General features: G+C 64.1%; 16 protein-coding genes. 11 read left to right on the top strand and 5 right to left on the bottom strand.

Features of this window, described 5'->3' with window-relative positions:
• The first annotated feature begins 32 nt into the window (after positions 1–32).
• From CV770_RS00635 to CV770_RS00625, 3 genes are read left to right on the top strand one after another with little or no spacing between them, the layout of a single operon-like run.
• Entirely contained in the window at positions 33–1,721 is a 1,689-nt protein-coding gene (locus CV770_RS00635; RefSeq protein ID WP_104460986.1) for an aspartate:alanine exchanger family transporter, read from the top strand.
• A gap of 9 nt (positions 1,722–1,730) precedes the next feature.
• Entirely contained in the window at positions 1,731–2,621 is an 891-nt protein-coding gene (locus tag CV770_RS00630; protein ID WP_245453635.1) for an alpha/beta hydrolase family protein, read from the top strand.
• 23 nt (positions 2,622–2,644) lie between these two features.
• Positions 2,645–3,229 carry an invasion associated locus B family protein gene (locus CV770_RS00625; protein ID WP_104460984.1) on the top strand — a complete coding sequence of 195 codons (585 nt, stop codon included), beginning with the start codon at positions 2,645–2,647 and terminating at the stop codon, positions 3,227–3,229.
• Positions 3,230–3,244: 15 nt separating this feature from the next.
• On the opposite strand, the gene CV770_RS00620 is transcribed toward CV770_RS00625, so the two are convergent.
• Entirely contained in the window at positions 3,245–3,613 is a 369-nt protein-coding gene (locus CV770_RS00620) for a response regulator (protein ID WP_283811254.1), read from the bottom strand.
• 195 nt (positions 3,614–3,808) lie between these two features.
• On the bottom strand, positions 3,809–4,432 hold the full coding sequence (locus tag CV770_RS00615) for a response regulator transcription factor (protein WP_165637088.1): 624 nt from the start codon (positions 4,430–4,432) through the stop codon (positions 3,809–3,811).
• Positions 4,433–4,740: 308 nt separating this feature from the next.
• On the opposite strand from CV770_RS00615, the gene CV770_RS00610 reads away from it, so the two are divergent.
• Entirely contained in the window at positions 4,741–5,424 is a 684-nt protein-coding gene (locus CV770_RS00610) for a helix-turn-helix domain-containing protein (protein ID WP_091952582.1), read from the top strand.
• A 61-nt stretch (positions 5,425–5,485) separates the two neighbouring features.
• Here the strand turns inward: CV770_RS00610 and CV770_RS00605 are convergent, their stop codons facing one another.
• A complete protein-coding gene (locus CV770_RS00605) occupies positions 5,486–5,941 on the bottom strand; it encodes a potassium channel family protein (RefSeq protein ID WP_104460983.1) in 456 nt (151 codons plus the stop codon).
• A 159-nt stretch (positions 5,942–6,100) separates the two neighbouring features.
• Between CV770_RS00605 and CV770_RS43825 the strand changes: the two genes are divergently transcribed.
• Positions 6,101–6,226: a hypothetical protein gene (locus CV770_RS43825; protein WP_283807978.1), complete on the top strand. Its 126-nt coding sequence runs from the start codon at positions 6,101–6,103 to the stop codon at positions 6,224–6,226.
• Positions 6,227–6,315: 89 nt separating this feature from the next.
• Here CV770_RS43825 and CV770_RS00600 read toward each other — a convergent pair whose 3' ends face one another.
• On the bottom strand, positions 6,316–6,525 hold the full coding sequence (locus tag CV770_RS00600; protein WP_104460982.1) for a hypothetical protein: 210 nt from the start codon (positions 6,523–6,525) through the stop codon (positions 6,316–6,318).
• A complete protein-coding gene (locus CV770_RS00595) occupies positions 6,522–7,370 on the bottom strand; it encodes a helix-turn-helix domain-containing protein (RefSeq protein WP_104460981.1) in 849 nt (282 codons plus the stop codon). Before CV770_RS00595 ends, CV770_RS00600 begins: the two co-directional genes overlap by 4 nt.
• A gap of 622 nt (positions 7,371–7,992) precedes the next feature.
• Between CV770_RS00595 and CV770_RS00590 the strand changes: the two genes are divergently transcribed.
• The 6 genes from CV770_RS00590 (at position 7,993) to CV770_RS00565 (ending at position 14,430) form a co-directional block, all read left to right on the top strand.
• Positions 7,993–9,720, top strand: coding sequence for a PAS domain-containing sensor histidine kinase (locus tag CV770_RS00590; RefSeq protein ID WP_245453634.1), 1,728 nt, complete (start codon positions 7,993–7,995; stop codon positions 9,718–9,720).
• On the top strand, positions 9,717–10,388 hold the full coding sequence (locus tag CV770_RS00585) for a response regulator transcription factor (RefSeq protein ID WP_104460979.1): 672 nt from the start codon (positions 9,717–9,719) through the stop codon (positions 10,386–10,388). Before CV770_RS00590 ends, CV770_RS00585 begins: the two co-directional genes overlap by 4 nt.
• A gap of 100 nt (positions 10,389–10,488) precedes the next feature.
• Positions 10,489–10,869, top strand: coding sequence for a response regulator transcription factor (locus CV770_RS00580; RefSeq protein WP_165637089.1), 381 nt, complete (start codon positions 10,489–10,491; stop codon positions 10,867–10,869).
• 164 nt (positions 10,870–11,033) lie between these two features.
• Positions 11,034–12,935, top strand: coding sequence for an FUSC family protein (locus CV770_RS00575; protein WP_104460978.1), 1,902 nt, complete (start codon positions 11,034–11,036; stop codon positions 12,933–12,935).
• Entirely contained in the window at positions 12,932–13,135 is a 204-nt protein-coding gene (locus tag CV770_RS00570) for a DUF1656 domain-containing protein (RefSeq protein WP_091952601.1), read from the top strand. Before CV770_RS00575 ends, CV770_RS00570 begins: the two co-directional genes overlap by 4 nt.
• Before the next feature lie 11 nt (positions 13,136–13,146).
• Positions 13,147–14,430: an HlyD family secretion protein gene (locus CV770_RS00565; RefSeq protein ID WP_104460977.1), complete on the top strand. Its 1,284-nt coding sequence runs from the start codon at positions 13,147–13,149 to the stop codon at positions 14,428–14,430.
• The last annotated feature ends 245 nt before the right edge of the window (positions 14,431–14,675 follow it).

Below are 14,675 nucleotides of genomic sequence, written 5' to 3'. Positions count from 1 at the left end.
AGATCACGGCAAAGCGCCGGGGGAGATGCGACATGGATACCGTCAGGTGGATCATCTCCACCGCTCCGGAAACCTTTCTGCTGTTGGCCGTCGCCATCGGCACGATCCTGGGCCGAGTCCGGATCCGCGGCTTCGCCGTCGGGACCACAGCCTGCATCCTGATCGTTTCCGTGCTGCTCGGACAGCTCGGCAATTTTGCGTTCCCGCCGCTGCTCCGCGTGATCCTGTTCAGCCTGTTCGTGTTCACGATCGGCTACCGGTCCGGGCCCGAGTTCTTCGCCTCCTTGAGCGTCCGCACGCTCGCGCAGGTCGCCATGGCGCTGGTGCTGGGCGGCACCGGTCTGGTCGTCGTCCTGTTGTTTGCCCACGGCTTCCGGCTTGATCCCGGCACCGCTTCGGGGATTGCGGCCGGTGCCTTGACGCAATCGTCGGTCATCGGCACCGCCTCAGGCGCATTGGCCCAGCTCGGCCTGCCCAAGGATGTGCTGAGCCAGCAGGAGGCGAACATCGCGGCGGGCTACGCCGTGACCTACGTGCTCGGCTATATCCTGACGCTGCTGTTCGTCCCCTTCGTCGCGCCGAAGTTGATGCGGATCGACCTGAAGGCTGAGGCAAAGAAGCTCGAGGCGGAGCTCGCCGGTGGCGATCCGCCGAAGACCGATAACCTCTCTTATCGCAAGTTCCAGGCCCGCGCCTATCGCGTGACCGCGGGCGCCGGGCGCACCGTCAAGTCGATCGAGGAGGAAATCGGAAGCCGCACGGTCGTCGAGCGCATCGTGCGCCAAGGCGCGGACGTCGAGCCACATTTGGAGACGGTGCTCGAGGCCGGCGACGACATCGTCATCGCCGGCCGCACTGCGGTCATCGTCGCCGCCAAGCCGATCATCGGCACCGAGATCGACGCCGACGAAATCTTGAAGGCCGTCCCGGGCAACGTGCTGGAGGTGCTCGTGGACAATCGCCATCTCCATGGCCGCTCGATCCAGGAGATCGCGGCGCGCGTCGGCACTGACGCCCGGGGCGTTTTTCTACGCGCCCTCACCCGCATGGGCCGCGAGGTTCCCTTGAGCGCGGACACACGGATCTATGTCGGCGACGTCATGACGCTGGTCGGCAGCACGCGCAATATCGAACGGGCAGCAAAGGCCATCGGCCAGATCCTGCGATCGGGTGATCGCGCCGACATCGCCTTTCTTGCCGCCGGCATTGCGGCGGGCCTGCTCGCCGGGCTCGTCAGCTTCAGGATCGGCGGCGTCGCGCTCACGCTCGGCGGTGGCGGCGGCGCGCTGATCGCGGGCCTCGTCTGCGGCTGGCTGCGGTCGCGCAAGCCGACCATGGGCGCATTGCCGCCGGCGGCGCAACAGACCCTGAGCGATCTCGGACTCGGCGGCTTCATCGCGGCGATCGGGCTCGGCAACGGCGCCGCGGCCTGGGCCGCGATCCAGGCCCACGGGCTGCTTCTGGTCGGCATGGGTCTCGTCATCACGCTCGTGCCGCTGATCGTCGCGACGCTGTTTGCCTTCTATGTGCTGCGCATGAACCCGGTCGTGACCTGCGGCGCACTGGCCGGCGCCATGACCGTCGATGCCGCGGTGACCGGCGCGTGCGAGGTGGCCGAAAGCCAGACCCCGGTCCTCGGCGTCGCCGTGCCCTATGCGGTCGGAAACGTGGTGCTTACCGTGCTAGGGCCGATCATCGTAGCGGCAACCTACAGCGGATGACGGAGACCCATGATGCGGCGACCGGCCAGATCGGTGCTGGGATGTTTTGCGGCCATATTGTTCGCGTGGGCCGCTTTCGCCGCGGCCGCGCGCGCGGAGGATGACGTCCGCATCCAGGAAGAGATATGGGCGCTGCCACTACCGCTTCCGATGTTCGCCTATCTGGTGCGTCCCGTCGGCGACGGCCCCTTCCCGCTCGTGATCATGAATCACGGCGTCTCGCTCAACCCGACCGACCGCAGTTTCTTTCCGTTGGTCGAATTCCGCGACGCCGCCCAATGGTTCGCAAGGCGCGGCTACCTCGTGGTGGCGCCGGTCGGCTCCGGCTATGGCGCAGTCGCCATCGACATTCCCGAGCGCGCGGTCTACGGACCATTCTTCTCCAAGATCGGCAAGTGCACCAATCCCAATTTCCACGACGCCGGGCTCGCGGTCGCCAAGGTCGACCTCGATATCATCGATTATCTGGCCGCCGAAAAGCGCATCATCCCCAAGGACGTGATCGTGATCGGGCAGTCCGCCGGTGGCTGGGCCTCGATCGCCTTGTCGAGCATGAACCCGCCGCAGGTGAAGGCCATCATCACCTTCGCTGCGGGTCGTGGTGGACGCGTCGGCGGCAAGCCGAACAACAACTGCGCCCCCGACAGGCTGGTTGAGGCCACCGCCGATTTCGGCCGCACATCGCGTGTGCCGATGCTGTGGATCTATATCGAGAACGACACTTTCTTCGGCCCCGAACTGTCGAAGCGCATGCATACGGCATTCACCGCCGCCGGCGGCCGGGCCGAGTACCACCTGATGCCGCCGTTCGGCAATGAGGGCCATTTCTTCATCGGCTCGAGGGATGCCATCCCGCTCTGGTCGCCGCTGGTTACGACGTTCCTCGACGCGCTGAAATAGATGCCAGATCCGTAGGTGAAATCATGCCCCATGCCCGTGACTGCCTTGCCAGTCTCCTGCTCATCACCATCGCCGGCGCCGCGGCGGCGCCCGGCCATGCCGCACCGAAGGGCGCCCAGGCCGAGACGCCGCCCGAAGTCGCCACACGTGGTCAGCGTGAAGCAAAGGACATCAGCTACGGAGGTTGGCAGAAGCTCTGCTTCAAGGCGGGAGGCGCGCCCACACTGTGCCGGACCTCGATCACCGGCCAATTCGCGACCGGACAGACGGCGGTGCGCGTCGATCTGATCGAGCGCGAAGACGCCGCCACGGCCCGGCTGCAACTGTTCGTGCCTGTCGGCATGTACCTGCAACATGCACCCAAGTTGAGCGTCGACCAGGGCGCGCCCTTCCGCCTGCCCTATACCTGGTGTCTCACCAATCTGTGCATCGCTGCCGATGTGGCGGCGCCGAAGATCATCAGGGAGATGGAATCCGGCAAGACCCTGACGCTCGAACTCGTCGATTCGAACCTCCTTGCCATGACGACTTCGATACCGCTGGCGCAATTCGCCTCAGTCCACAAGGGAACGCCAGCCAGGACGCTCGAGCAGCAGATCGACGAATGACCGCTGGAGCCGGACTTACGAGGTGCCGGCGCGTTCGACGGATTCAATCAGTGACTTGCCCGTAAAGGGCTTGATCAGATAGGCGATGCAGCCGGACCCAAGCGCCGCAGCGCGGTTCGCGGTGCTGTCGTTGCCGGTCATGTAGATTACCGGTGCGGTGACGCCCTGCTCAGCCAGTCTTCGCCGGACGTCGATGCCGGATTTTCCACCAAGATCGATGTCGAGGACGATGCAGATCGCAGTGTAGAATTGGCCGTGCTGGAGCAAGGCCCTCGCGGAGTCGAACAGTGTGGCGTCGAAACCGTGCCCACGCAGCAACCTGCTCAGGCTGGTCCGCATGGACTGATCGTCATCGACGACAAAAACGGACGGGCATAGCGGCAAGGCGATCTGCCTTTCGGGAGATGGATGAACTGCGAGCGCTGTGACGGCGGTGGGATATTGCACACGCTTGCTTTGCGTTGCCGACCCGGCGCCTGTGCATCATTGCGCACGCCACGCCGTGCACTGTCAACACGCCTCGATATTGTCCTTTGGGGTAACTCCACCGTGGGAACCGGGCTTGCGGTGACGAAGCAGCTAATCCTCGTTCGTACCGAGCATTCCGAGCCGTTCCGCGATCGAAACGAGTTCCGCAAGCGAATGCACCTGCATCTTCTCCATTACCTGATGGCGGTGTGCTTTCACGGTGCGTTCGGTCGTCCCGAGTTCATGCGCAATCTGCTTGTTGATCCGGCCGCGCACGATGAGATTGAACACCTGTCGCTCGCGTTGCGTCAGCGTGGCCAGATGAGTCCGAAAACTATCCAGCTTGCTGCGCTGAACGCGCGCCGTCCGCTGACCCGCCAGAGCGCGCTCGATCGCATCGATCAACTGCTCGGAGGATATCGGCTTGGTCAGGAAGTCTTCCGCACCCGCCTTGATCGCCCTCACGGTGGTCGGCGTGTCTGCATACCCCGTCAGGAAGATGATCGGCAGCGTCGAGCCGGACGCGATCAATCGCGCCTGCAAATCGGGGCCGCTCAATCCTGGTATGCGCACGTCGAGCAAAATGCATCCGGCCTGCTCGGGATCCAGCGCGGTCTTCTCCAACTCCAGTGCCGACGCATAGGTCGCGACCTCATAGCCCGCGAGCTTCAGACGCCGTGCGATCGCGGTCCGAAAGGACTCGTCGTCATCAACCACGTGAACGAGACCCGACACCTTCAACCTCTCGCCCAGTTCCAGCGAGGACCATTGACGTCCCCTCGCTCGACAAAGTCAGCTTCAACAGTTTGAGAACCGAAATATCTGCTTGCAATGAGCCAAATCCCCGCAGCGGCAGCGCTTTCTCATTCTGCGCACCAAGCGCCAGAGCTGTCCCTTGGTACAATGAACCTAGGGACAATGGATTGAAATACTGCCTTGGGCGTAAATCAACCCGGCGGGAGCGGAACAGCGCGGCGCATTCCCAGCAGCGGAAATACTTCGTCGGACGGACCAAATTCGGCGATGAGCTGAGGACTTGGCCAATGTTTGTTCGCATCACAACCGATTCCGCACTGCGTCCCAATTCCCTCCGTGACCTCGGCATGACCAGCGATTCAAATGCGCTCGTCAGTTTAAGCGAATTTTCGTACAGAAAAGGCACCGAGATTTACGGCGAGAAAGAGCCCGCCGAATATGTCTATCAGGTCAAGGCGGGCGCGGTGCGAAGCTACAAGCTGTTGTCGGATGGTCGCCGGCAGATCGGCGCATTCCACCTCATCGGCGACATCTTTGGGCTCGAGAACGGCGGGGAGCATCGATTCACGACGGAAGCGGTCGTCGACACCACGGTGCGCCTGATCAAGCGACAAAGTCTTGAAACGGTGGCCGAGAGCGATGCCATGGTAGCCAGAAACCTGCTCAGCATGACCACGAACAACCTCCAGCATGCGGAAGACCACATGCTGTTGCTCGGCCGCAAGACCTCGCTGGAGCGGGTCGCGGCGTTCCTGCTCGAAATGGACAAGCGGCTGACGGCGGCGGGCGTCATCGCGCTCCCGATGTCGCGACGCGATATTGCCGACTATCTCGGCCTGACGCTGGAGACCGTCTCGCGCGCTCTGTCGCGCCTGCACGAACTCGGCATCCTCGGCTTCATCGGCAACACCCAACGACAGATCGTCTTGCTCGACCGGAACCAGCTCGCCAGCCTCGATCTGCATCCTTGAACTGGCGAAACGTCGATCGCGGTTGACCAATGATCCGGGGCGCCGTTCGCCGCAGCCGCATTCATGGCGGGCGTGAAACTGGGCCAGGCGCTTCAGTCAGCCCAAGATGCTCGAGCGTCTTGCGCAACACCTCGAAAAGAATGGCGGCGGACCAGCCGAACAGCAGCACGCCATTCATGGCGGTGAACGGGCCGATCAGCCGCCATTCGCGTACCGGCGTGATGTCGCCATAACCGAGCGTGGTATAGTTGACGAAAGCAAAGTAGAGCAGGTCGGTATCGGCGGCGGCAGCCTGGACGATGCCGTAGGCCGCGGCCCACACCAGGACTTCCAGCATGTGCGCGACCTTCAACACCACGGCGGTTGCGATCATGACGCCCATCAGGTGCAATTTCGGCCGCTTAAAGTGACGCAGACCTGCGCTGCGCGCGATCCCGACGGCGACGACCGTCACGAGCGCATGAAGCCCGATATTGATCACGCTGACCAGCGTGCCGGCGAGAAACTGTAGCATCATGGCGACCCACCGCCCTCAATTCACCCCAGGACGTCCTACGTCCCCGCCAAACGATGCCAAAGGTCCGCTCGTCGACGTGCCGCCGCCGCGGTTTCCCCTCGCCACGGCGAAGGCCTGGAACTTCACGTGGCGAGCACGCGACACTCGCGCCGATCGGCCATGGCGGCGGTTGATCTAGGTCAATGCTGCTTCAACGCCGCCCGCGAGATCGCCAAGGCGCGCCAGCATGGCTGGATCGATGCAGAGCGACAGGCGATCCGGGCTCATATCGAACACGTGCGTTGACTGCCGTCTTGAAGCAGACCCGATGTCGGGTCTGCGCACTCGTTCAGGTTCTTGCCGATTGTTCGATCGGCCGGCTGAACCCGCTCCGCCTATCGCGTGACGCAAGCCGCGACGATCCTGCAGAAGTCGAAGGCGAAGCGGCTATAGAAGAGACTCACCCCCGGTTCTGACGCTGCCAGGCGATACGAGCTGCCGAGAGCGCGGACGAACTCGACCGTCCCCATCAGCTCCTGGTGCGTCAGCACCGAATGGATGCCCGCCAGCGGTAGCACCAGAGCCTCAATTCCGATGATGGTCATGACCTGTTGGCTCCCGCGCGCGGTAGCGGCGCAAGCTGCGCAAGATGGGCGCTCCTCCATTGATGAGGCGTATCGCCGGTGAAGCGCTTGAACACCGTGGTGAAGTGCGCCTGCGTCTGGAAGCCGACCGTCAGGGCGACGTCGACGAGAGATGCGTCGGCCTGCGCGAGCAGTTCCTGAGCGCGCGCAATGCGACGCTTCAGAAGGTATTCGTGAGGCCGAACGCCGACAGCTGCGCGGAACTGCGCGGCGAAATGCATCCTGCTGAGGCCGGCGACCGTCGCCAGCTCCTGCAGCGTGATCCTCACATTCAAATTCTCCTCGACATATTGCATGACACGCCTGAGACGCCATTTTTGCAGCGACCGTACGGTCCGGCTGGCATGATCCCCGCACTCACCGGCGACGGGATCGAGCGCGGCCCGCTCGTCACGCGCCTGGCGGCTGAACTTGCGGGTGAGGATCGCCAGCCGCAACGCATCCGCCAGGATGGCGGAATGAGCGTCATGCGTGGCTTCGGTCGCCGCGAGCGCGTCAGAGAGACGCCGCATGACGGGGTCCGTAAAATCCGCTGAGGTCTCTTCGCTCCCGTCCGATACACTCGCAAGACGCTTGGCGGAGACCCTGAAGCTGGGCACGCGATCGGCGGATCGCTCGATATCGCCCGCAGATGCCTCGACCGCCAGGGCCACGTCGAGATGAACGAGAGACAGCGTCGTTCCGTCGTCGTCGAACCACTCGACATGTCCCGACGGGCCGAGCCTACGACGATCGATTGCCGAGACGTCGATCGCGCGAACGACATGATCCTTGGCGGCTTGCTGGTGTGACATCTGCAGCGACATCGTCGAATCTCCTTGTCCCATTTCGATCCGGCAGGGCCGAACCGGCCTGTCCGAATGTCATGAGCGAAGAATAATTCGCCGGTCCACGCGCTCCATTCTACGCGGGGGTGCATCGATAGGTTCTCGGGTTGATCGAGTCATACCTAGGTATGATCGCAACACAGCCGTCCCGCGCGGCCTCGCCGCGACGCCGAATCGCCGCTGATGGGCGATCGGGTCCACCTGCGGTAAGTTGACGCGCTCGCCGAGCGCCACAGACCAGCAGGATCGCGAAGTGCCCTTGTTTTGCTTCAGTAACGGCCCCTGCCGGCATTCGCACCGGATTCGACGCACTGAGCGTCTTCCAAGAGAGCACGAAAATCACGCGGCAGGATGTTGTCGGCGCGATCAAATCGCGGCATCAACGCCGCTGGAATGAAGCGAACGACGACCAGCGACGATGACGATTGTTGACCAAGCCACGGGGCCATCCGTGAGCCGCATTGGCTTGCGGTTCTGGTCTGCTGCGCTCGCCGTCGCGGTTTTCCTGGTCGATGTCCTGACGCCGCTCGAAGGCGCCGTCGCGGTGCTCTACGTCGTCGCCATCTTGCTCGCGGCGAGGACGAACCGGCGCCACGACCTCTTGGTCGCTGCCGCCGGCTGTGCCGCCCTGACGATAGCGGCCTATCTGCTCTCGCACGGCCTGCAATCTATCGCCTCGCCCGCCCTCCGTGCCCTGGTGAGCCTCGCGGCCGTCGCCATCACCACAGTGCTTGCGCTCCAGAATCACACCGCAACCAACCGCCTGGCGGCGCAGGCGCGCCTGCTCAACCTGTCGCATGATATGATCTTCGTCAGGAATCGCGCAAACGTGATCACCTTCTGGAACAAGGCCGCGGAGCAGACCTACGGCTGGTCAGCCGACGAGGCCCTTGGAAAGATCGCCGACGAGCTTCTGCAAACCACATATCCCGACCGGCGAGACGTCATCGAGGCCGGCTTGATCGACACCGGCCGATGGGAAGGCCGGGTGCAGCAGCGGACCAAGGGTGGCGCTGCGATCACCGTCGATACCCGATGGGCCTTGCAGCACAACCATCTTCGCAAGCCGGTCGCGGTGCTTGAAACGCATACCGACGTGACCGAACGCATGATGGCGCACGGCGCGCTGGTCGAAAGCGAGCGACGTTACCGCCGGATGTTCGACGCCAGCCGGATCGGCGTCGCCGAAGAGGACTGGAGCGACCTCCGAAAAGCGCTGACGGCGCTGAACCTCGACGGGGCCGGCTTGCGCGACCATCTTTCGCGACATCCCGATTTCTTCTGGCAGGTCAGGCCGCTCGCCAAGATCACGAACGTCAACCCCGCCCTGCAGAAGATGGTCGGAGCCAGCAGCTCTTCCGTCTTCATTGCGAATATCGACAAGCTCCTGGACCGGAGCGACCGGAAGTTCGTCGGCGCATTGGTGGCGTTCGCGGAAGGCGAGCCATTCTACGAAGGCGAGACCGAACTCATCAGGCTGGATGGACGCAAGATTCCGGTACTGTTCACAATTTCCTTCCCGGCGGGGCCCGACGGAGATCGCAACGTACTCGCCTTCGTCGTCGACATCACCGAGCGCAGGCAGGCTCAGGATGCACTGCTCGCGGCACAGGCGGACCTCGCCCACGCGGCGCGCGTCGCCACCCTCGGGGAGATCAGCGCCTCTATTGCCCACGAGGTGAATCAGCCATTGGCAGCGATCGTCACCAGTGGCGAGGCTGGCTTGCGATGGCTGCGGCGCGAGGTGCCCGATCTGAGGGAGGTTGCAACGACCATCAATCACGTCGTCGCCCAGGGCCGCCGAGCCGGCGAGGTCGTTGCCCGGATTCGAACCTTCCTGAAGAAGGCACCGCCCCAGCAGGACATGCTGCAGATCGGCGACATCATCGAGGAGGCAACCTCACTTGTCGCGCGCGAGCTCGCCAAGGACGACGTTGCCCTCACCGTCGAGATCGAGGCCGGCTTACCGCCGATTCGCGGCGACCGGATCCAGCTTCAGCAGGTTCTCGTCAATCTGCTGATCAACGCCGGCCAGGCCATGTCGGGCCAAAGCGGTTCCCGCGTCGTCACGTTGCGCGCCAGCATTGCCCAGGCCGAAAACCTCGCCGTTACGGTGCAGGACAGTGGTCCCGGTATCCGCCCTGACGACCTGCCGCGCCTGTTCGACCCGTTCTTCACGACGAAAAACGGAGGAATGGGCATGGGACTTGCGATCTCCCGAACGACGGTGGAAGCTCACGGCGGCCAATTGTCGGCAGAGAGCATCCCCGGCTCGGGGGCGACGTTCCGCCTGACACTGCCATTCAGCCAACAACACGCCCTGCCATGACACGACCAAACCAAGCGTCTCCACCGGCCCAACCCTCCAGCTCGGTCGTCATGATCGTCGATGACGACGCAGGCATTCGGGCCTCGCTCGACAGCCTGTTCCGATCCGTTGGTCTGGAGACGCGCCTGTTCGGCTCGCCGGCCGAGTTGCTCGGCGGCACGCTGCCCGAGGGCCCGGGCTGCATCGTGCTGGACGTGAGGCTTCCGGGCGTTAGCGGGCTCGATCTCCAGGGCCAACTGACCCGGCAGGGCATCAGATATCCCATCATCTTCATGACCGGCCACGGCGACATTCCGATGTCGGTGCGCGCCATGAAGGCGGGCGCGGTCGATTTCCTCGCCAAGCCATTTCGCGACCAGGACATGCTCGATGCCGTGACGGCGGCGCTCGAGCGCGATGCGCTGCGCCGGGCCGAGGCGGCGACGAAGGAGGATATCCGCGCCCAGTATGAGACCCTGACGGCGCGCGAGCGCGAGGTGATGGGCCATGTCACGGCCGGGCTGATGAACAAGCAAGTCGCCGGCCTGATCGGCCTCAGCGAGATCACGGTCAAGATCCATCGCGGGAACGTCATGCGGAAGATGGGGGCCCGATCGCTGGCCGAGCTGGTTCGCCAGGCCGAGGCACTCGGGGTTTCCCAGACCCGCAGGACCACGGACCAAACCTGAGTATAATTTCGGTGGGACCGCCCAGCGGGGCATAAGGTGCCATCGGCCGCGCAATGGGAGATATCCTCCCTGCGGAACATTGCGGCCAGGATGTGTGCCAATGGCCAAGACCCCGGTGATTGCAATCGTGGACGACGACGAAGGCGTTCGCACGTCGCTCGCAAGCCTGGTGCGCTCGCTCGGCTACGAGGCTCACGCCTATGCGTCCGGCGCCGAATTCCTGCGCCAATCGCCGGGAAACGATCCGACATGCATGATCGCGGACATTCAGATGCCTGTTATCACAGGCGATGAGTTGCAAGCGCAGCTGGTTGCCTCAGGTCGTCGTTTTCCCATCATCTTCATGACCGCATTTCCGAGCGAGTTGGTGCGCCAGCGCGTGATGGCGGCAGGCGCACATTGCTTTCTTGGAAAACCCTCGAGCGGCGACGAGATCATCCGCTGCCTCGAAGAGGCGCTGGCAGGCCAAGCGCAGCAATAGTCCATTTTCCACGCGAACGAGTAACGGCCATCTTCGAATGGCCGGCGTGCATTCCGGCAACCATGTTGGTGGACCGGAAATACCGGTAACCGGCGCAAATCCCATACTTGCGGACAAATCACGACATTGGCAGCGGCGCCCGCCCTGCCGAGGGATGTTGCGCGATGCAAGTGAACTCCATTAGCGCCGCCGTCGGGGCGCGTCCGTTGGCATTCGCCGGATTCCCGGTGAGCTCCTGGGCGTTCGCGCTGCGCGTATGGCTGGCAATGCTCCTTGCGCTTTATGCCGGCTTCTGGCTCGAACTCGAGTCCCCCTCGTCGGCGGCCCTCACCGTCGCGGTCCTGACGCTGCCCACGCGCGGTCAAGGCCTGGAAAAGGCCGGATACCGGCTGCTCGCAACGGCCATCGGAGTGGCGGCGTCGATCGCGATCACCGGCCTGTTCTCGCAGACGGGCGCTCTCCTGCTCGCGGTGCTGGGCATCTGGGTCGGGCTCTGTGTCTATGTGGCGGGCATGCTGGACGGCAATCGCGCCTATGCAGCGGCGCTCGGCTGCATCACCGTCGCGTTGATTGCCATCGAGCAGATCGATAGCCCGCTCCAGGTATTCCCGACCGGCATCGCACGTGGCGCCGCCATCGGCATCGGCGTCCTTGCGGTGGCACTGGTCAACGAGCTACTGGCCGCACCGGACTATCATCCGGTTCTGGCAAGCCGGCTCGAGGCGCTGCATCGCCGCGTCACGGAATTCGCTCGGGGCGCCATCCGCGGCGATGTTTCGTCCACGCCGGCGGCGGCGGACCTCTTGCATGATATCGCGGCCCTGCGTCCGGAGATCGCGAGCCTCAGCACGGAATCAAGCATCGGCACGGCAAGAACCGCGGCCGCGCGTTCGGCGATGGTGGACCTCGTGGACGAGCTGGCTCTTGCCCGCGCCTTCGCGGCGTTGCCTGCCGCAGTCGCGACGGCACAGGATGATCCAGGCTGCGGCCAATCCAGCTTGATCGCAATTTGCCGGGCCCAGCTGCGGAGCGAGATCATCCGCAGGAATAGCGACGTGCGCGGCAATCTCGGGGCGCTGCGGGCCGGGACGCAGCCTCTCCGGCAATGGCGAGCACCCCTGTACCGATCGCGTCGCATCGCGGCCGAAGGCGCCTTCAGGGCCGCAATCCACTTCACGCTCATTGCGATCGTTTTCGACTTGGCGGGTTGGCCGAGCACGGAGCTCTGCCTTACGCTTGCCGCAGCAATCATCGCATTGAGCTCGACGACTCCGGATCCACGGGGCTTCACGAGGCTTGCGGTCTTTGCCATGCCCATCGCGTGTCTGCTGGGCGGCATCCTGAAATACCTCGTCTTCAACGGCGTATCCGAATTTCAACTGCTGGCAATCGGCCTCGCACCCGTCGTGATCGGCATGGCGCTCCTGATCACGCTGCCAAGCCGCACGCTGTCCTCGCTCGGCCGGCTCATCCTGGTCTTCATGCTGGCCGTTCTCGCGCCGAGCAATCCTCAGAGCTACGATCCAGAGGTGTTTCTGGTGACGTGCCTGTTTTGCCAGCTGGCCGCGCTGCTGGCCTTTGCGGCACAGCTTCTGTTGCCTTCCTTGTCGAGCGAGCGACGGATCCAGCTGCTGCTGGCCGCGGCGCGCCGCGAGCTGAGGCGGCTGGACTTTGGGCAAGCCCGGCATCCGGCACCCGAGGAAGCTGCATTTCGCGATGCCACGCAGATCGAGCAGATCATGTCGGCCGGCGGCAGCTCCGTCGCCGGTCAGCAGGTGGTCGCGGAGGCCATGCACTGCTTCGACCAGGCAGCGGCGCTGCGACGGTGTCATACCGAATTGGAGCGGCTGGCGGCGGGGCCACTTTCCGAGGCGGCGGGCGCCGCTCGAGCTGCCCTCACCTCGCGAAACGGACATACAATCCTCGCCGCCGCTGAGGCGCTGCAACGGGCCGCACCGCAAGGTCATGTGTCGTGCGATCCGATCCTGGCCGCGCTCGTCCGGGCAAGCACCGCATTCGGGTGCCAGCAGCCTCTCACCGGCTCCAGCCAGGAGAGGCGGCCATGACGAACACCTATCGGGAGCTCGTCATCGGCGGCGTGCTCATCGCCCCCATCGTCTCCTATGCGGCAACGGCGCTGGTCGCGTTCCTGTTGCTTCGCCCGGTGTTGCGGTTGGTTGGGTTTACCAGATTTTTCAGCAACCCGTCGCTGGCCGAGCTCTGTCTCTACGTGACGATGTTCGGCCTGTTTGCGCTATTCTTCTAGGGAGAAACGTCATGGGTGTTGCCCAGGCCCGAGATGCCGCCCCGCGGCGCCACGATGACGCGACGGTTGAAACACCTTCGGGTGCCGACACGATCGATCGTTCCGATCTCGACGAGCTCGTGGCACGCGACACCAGCGATCGCGGCACGGAAGGCGACTGGCAGCCCGTGCCATCGACGAGGTCGCGGCGGCGGGCCATCGGGCATTTCTTGGCCAGTGCCGGCAGGCATCTTGCGACTGTCGCCATTGCGCTGATCGCCATCCTGATTTCGGCAGCGACCTGGCAGCATTACGTGACCGCGCCCTGGACGCGGAATGGCAGCGTCCGCGTCCAGGTCGCCAACGTCGCGCCGCAGGTCGCGGGCAAGATCGTGGAGCTGCGGGTGGCCGACAATCAATTCGTCCATAAGGGCGACGTTCTCTACGTCATCGACCCCTTCGATTTCGAGGTCGCCGTCCACGTCGGGAAGGCGCTAGTCGACCAGCGTGCGGCGGATCTGGAGGTGAAGCGGGCCGAGTTCGACCGGCGCCAGCATCTCACCGACCTCGCCACCACGCCCGAGGAGCAGCAGATCTTTGCGGGCAATGCGATGCAGGCGAAGGCCGCCTATGAGGCGGCGGCGCACCAGCTTGCGCAGGCGGAGCTGAACCTGAAGCGGACCAATGTGGTCAGTCCCGTCGATGGCTACGTCACTAACCTCCTGCTGCGCGTCGGCGACTATGCCGTCACCGGCGTCAGCAACGTTTCCGTCATCGACGCCAGCAGTTTCTGGATCGACGGCTATTTCGAAGAGACCAAGATGGCGCGCATCTGCGTCGGTGATCGCGCGGAGGCGCAACTGATCGGCTACGCCAAGCCGATATTGGGACACGTAAAGACCGTGACGCGCGGCATCAGCGCGTCCAACGCCACAGCGGGGACGCAAGGCCTGCCCAACGTCGATCCCATTTACACCTGGGTGCGGCTTGCGCAGCGCGTACCGGTTCGCGTCGCCATCGACACGGTGCCGCCGGACGTGCCGCTCGTCTCCGGCATGACGGCGACCGTGACGATCCGCCAGCCCGACGCGGAGCGCCGAAGCTGGTTTGATCAGGCCCGCGCGAGCCTCGTGGATCCCCTCGCCGACTGGTTTGGCGAAGGCCGCCCTCCCCGTCAGCACTGCCTCCAGGCAGCTTCCGAACAACGTCCCGAAATAGAAGCGCTTCCTATCGCGCGGGAGCCCGCAATTCCTCCCGCGGAGACGATCGCGCCGGGCCTCACCCCGGGCATCGACGCCTCGCCGCGTCCTCGCTGAGCCTGGCAAGGCGCCGAGGCGGATCCCAGAGCGTAACATCGGGGCTCACAGACAAGTCCTTGATGCCCTTGGTCCAATTGGATTTTTTGCGACATCCGGTCGCACTCTGTGCATTTGCAAAATCTAACACCGCTTAAGCATCCCTAACGAGCTTTGCGGCGAGTTCAGACTTATCGTTTGAGCATCGACTTGTTGCATTCGGCAGTTCAGCGGCCGTCACGACGGCAGTGGAACCCAAGAGACGG

This window comes from Bradyrhizobium sp. AC87j1 (assembly GCF_002936975.1).
GTDB classification, from domain to species: Bacteria; Pseudomonadota; Alphaproteobacteria; order Rhizobiales; family Xanthobacteraceae; genus Bradyrhizobium; species Bradyrhizobium shewense.
Note: the sequence above shows the minus strand (reverse complement) of the source record. Positions and strands in the feature narration are given on the sequence as shown.